A 3,801-nucleotide genomic window follows, 5' to 3' on the forward strand; every position below is an offset into this window, starting at 1 on the left:
GTGCGCTGGCTTACTGACCAGGATGGCACCGCGGCCGGGGTGACATTGAAGGTTGCTGAAGAGTATCTGTCCCGGGCAAATATCCGACGCCAGAAATCCGGTCCGGGAGCATCAGGCTGATTTATTAAATCGTTTTTGGCCAGAACAACCCGGCTGACTGTCGTGCTGATGGGGATGCCATCCAGCCGGGGTGGATTCTCCAACAGCTCATTCAATGAGGCCAGCTGTCTGGGCCTGAGGTTGTCACAATCGAAAATCAGGGTGATGGGCACTGACTGATAAATAAGCCCGGGACGCTCGGTTTTTTGTCCGGGAGCTGGATAATAGTGCAGCCTTCTTAACGGGTGATGATCCAGGTCGTCCGGATGCCGGATAATAAAAAGGAACCCGGTGCCTGTCCTTTGCCGATACCAATGGATCAACACCTCCTTCCCAGCCTTATCATTTTCAGAGTCGAAAAAATGAAACGCATCGCCTACCGGTGATGCCGATTGTTTCAGGTGGCTGATGCAATCTGTGATGGGCGTGATGTTACGGATTGGGCTGGAATGCGCACTATCTGCTAATGCCTGTTGGACTAAATATGACTGCTCATTTTTGACGGGCAAAACCTCAGTTACGAGCATTTTTTTACGGATTTTACTGGGCTGTGGAGGATCGCCTGTAGAATTTGCCAGCCTTTTTTGTGCTTTTACAACAGGATGATCACCGGGCTGAATAGGAAGCATGAAAATAGTACTTTTCTGATAGTAATTGCGGTCCGTCAGTCAATTTGGATGGTGTAAACCGGCAAAAGTTCCTTTGTACTAAGACTCATCTCAATACCCGCCTAAAATAGTTGCATCATGCTCATTGAGCAGTCGTTTCACGGTTCCCAGCGACTCCCGGCAATCCAGGGTAAGACCCGGAGAAAAAATCCCGCTGCCGATCAGGTCGAAACTTTGTCCTGCCGAACTTTCAAAGATGGTTACCCGTTCACGGAAGTTGCCAACGATCAGGACCCGGAATCTTTTCAGGTCTTTACATATCACCGGGGTATATATTTCCGCAGAGCGTTGATCACTGATCAGGCGAATTAACTGTCGGTTATTTTCTGCATCATTGATGTGATCCCCTAAGTTCCCCATGCTCGGGGGCTCAGGGAACTCCTCAATAAACGCTGCTCCGGTCAGTTTGTTGGTGCTTCGCAGGAGGGTGTACAACGCCCTGTCGATCAAAAACCGGGCAGACAGTATCAGGGTATTGGTTTCCTGATAGTACGTTGATTTTTGCGGAAAACAGGGCTCACCACGGATCAGTCGGGCAATATCCGGTTTGCCCCGGGAGGCATGACTCCAAAAAACTTCGGTAGCCGCCACCTGTGGCAATTTTTCCCAGGAGTACAGCAGGGAAAAATGGTCGGCCTCCGGACTGTCGTGGACATTTTTCAGATAGACTTTATCGATGGACTCAAGCCGGAACAGGCGCTGGTATATTCGTTGAGCGATGCCATTATGATCAAAATTTAACCGGATAATGGTCTGCAGGCTTTGCACAGGCAGGACGGGAAAATCATTCGGGCTTTGCAAATACAGTTGCCAGGCAAACTCCGACCACTCACAGAAAAGACGTCTTTCGGGAGACCGCTCATCGGTTGACCTGATGAGCATACAGTGGCTCCAATCGATAATGGCTTTTTTTTCCGGGGGGGCCAGGGTGGCAAAATGGTCAATGGCATGTCGGGCCGCCAGCAAATATTGTTCCGATACCCAATCACAGGCAATTTCCATGGCAAAGACATAACGTTCGCGGCTTGGTGATATTTTGTAAGTTCGTTCTGATAGTAAATCCCTGAACATGGGGATAGGGCGGAAATTTTTTCGGAACTTTTCCAGAAAGGTGTCCTGGATTTGTTTTATCGCCTCTTGGGGTAATTCAGATTGAGTACACTTGTGTTGCTGGAGCAGAGAAGCGGCCAGTGACAATATCCCCTTCCAGCCATCAGCGGCTCCGTCCTGAGCGTAAGGCGAATTGACGGGTGCCACTGGCGCTGACTTGAAAATATTGTGCCATTCCGGCTCTGATGAATAACTGAAAGTGGAGCTGCCAGCGCCCCCTAAATCACAAAGTCGCCACCCATTGCCGGATCTGACCTCAACGAAAGCATGTGAGCCCGATCGTACTATACGGGCTTCAATACCCCAGTAAAGACAGAGTAATTGAAACAGAAACCCACGATGGCGGCAGGTTCCCTGTTGTTCCTGCAACAATTGCTTGGCCAGGTTGATGCCGGTTTCGTCAAAAGGACGATCGTAAGAAAATGCCCTGAACCAATCGACAAGGGCCAGTAGCCGTTCGGACAGATTGTCTATCTGCCCTATTTCCCGCAACTTCCGGTATCCCGGAAAGTGAGCAGGATCCCCGCTGAACACCTCCTGATCCAGATGCACTTTGATCAGCGGAGGGCACCGCAGGGGCTGTGTGTTAATGGGATCATTAGCCGTTAACGGCTGAAAATAAGTCAGATCGGGCTTAATAATAAAATCCACCGTCACCGGTTCCGAGAGTCCGGAACGAAGAAAGTATTGGTCGGTGCTCCTATCCAGTGCCAGCTGCGTCTGTTTCGGAATGGACCTCAAACCGGTCAACCGGTCGTTGGGGGTCAGCGATGGCAATAATTGCCAATTGTGGCCCGGTTTCAGTGTCATGCGCCCGGGGGTTTCGCCGGTTTTCAGATAGGTTCGCCCGGTTAACAGGGGCAAAAGCTTGCTCTGATCCATGAGACGCATTGGTAAAGGGCTTTCAACTAATGTCTGGTCAGTGGTCACATCGGCTGTGAACAGCTTCAGTCTGTACAGATGGGGATCCCATTTACCGGGAAAAAACCGGGTTGCATGAAAGTTGCCAGACACACCAGGGAGCAGGCCCAGACTGAAAGCCTGCGGTAATACAGTGGCCGACCTGCTGGAAGATCCCTTTTCTGATGACTGTACAAGAATATAGGGCCACTTAAATGTGCTTGTACGCTTTTCCAGATAGGGTTGCCACTCCCGGCTCAGACCCTCAGGCCAGCAATCCATGGAGGTTCTGCCCAATCGATCGGCCGCCAGCAGCAGCTGCGGCAACGTCAGTTCAAGGGGAATGCGTTGCTGTCGGAAATCATCGTTAAGGGCACTGGCGCAATCGGTCAGCCACCGACTCAGATCCTCAGATACCCCAATGGCTTGTAGCCTGAGCCGATAGTCATCCCGGGTATCATGGTGGATATGAACGCCGGTAAATCGGCTGGTCAATGATGGCGGGAATGCCGTCCGTCCGGGATAGGTGGGCGGATTAACGGTACCAATCAATTTGAACCCGGCCTTGTGAGGCAGCGGCAGGCGGTCATTGAGAAACTCTTCCAATGGCCCGGAAGGAATAATATTGAGTTCACTGACCACCAGCACCTCACCCAGACGCCAGGCGCGGTTAAAGGCCTGCACAAACTGGTTAAACTGGTCCGGAGCTCCATTGAGGTGCTGATAGCCTCTACCGGTTTGCTGTTGCCAGGTGGTCAGGGTCAGCAGTAACAGGGCATCCTTACCCCACCCGGCAATACCTTCCACCACCATGGCAACTCTTCCCGGTTCCCTGAGTTGCAGAAATTGCCAACAGGTTTTTATGTACTCTCTGGTGGCCGGAGTATCGATGACCAGTGGCGTCGATTGCTTTTTGTTCACCTGTGCCAACTGTCCGAAAAACTGTGTGAAGGCCCGCTGGTGCTGGTCCAGCAATGAAGGGTCCACCTTGCCGGAACTGTGCCGGTAATCCCTGAGTGCTTGC

The 3,801-nt window shown here is 51.6% G+C and carries 2 protein-coding genes; both read right to left on the reverse strand.

Translation table 11 applies throughout. The features are described 5' to 3' along the window. Positions 1–728, reverse strand: a 728-nt coding sequence (locus tag ACO6V1_RS22830; protein WP_422468777.1) for a hypothetical protein, incomplete at its 3' end; no start/stop codon positions are given. A gap of 90 nt (positions 729–818) precedes the next feature. After that, a partial coding sequence (locus ACO6V1_RS22835) for a transglutaminase-like domain-containing protein (RefSeq protein WP_422468779.1) occupies positions 819–3,801 on the reverse strand: 2,983 nt, incomplete at its 5' end.

The organism is Endozoicomonas sp. ALC013 (genome assembly GCF_049310205.1).
Classification (GTDB): domain Bacteria; phylum Pseudomonadota; class Gammaproteobacteria; order Pseudomonadales; family Endozoicomonadaceae; genus Endozoicomonas.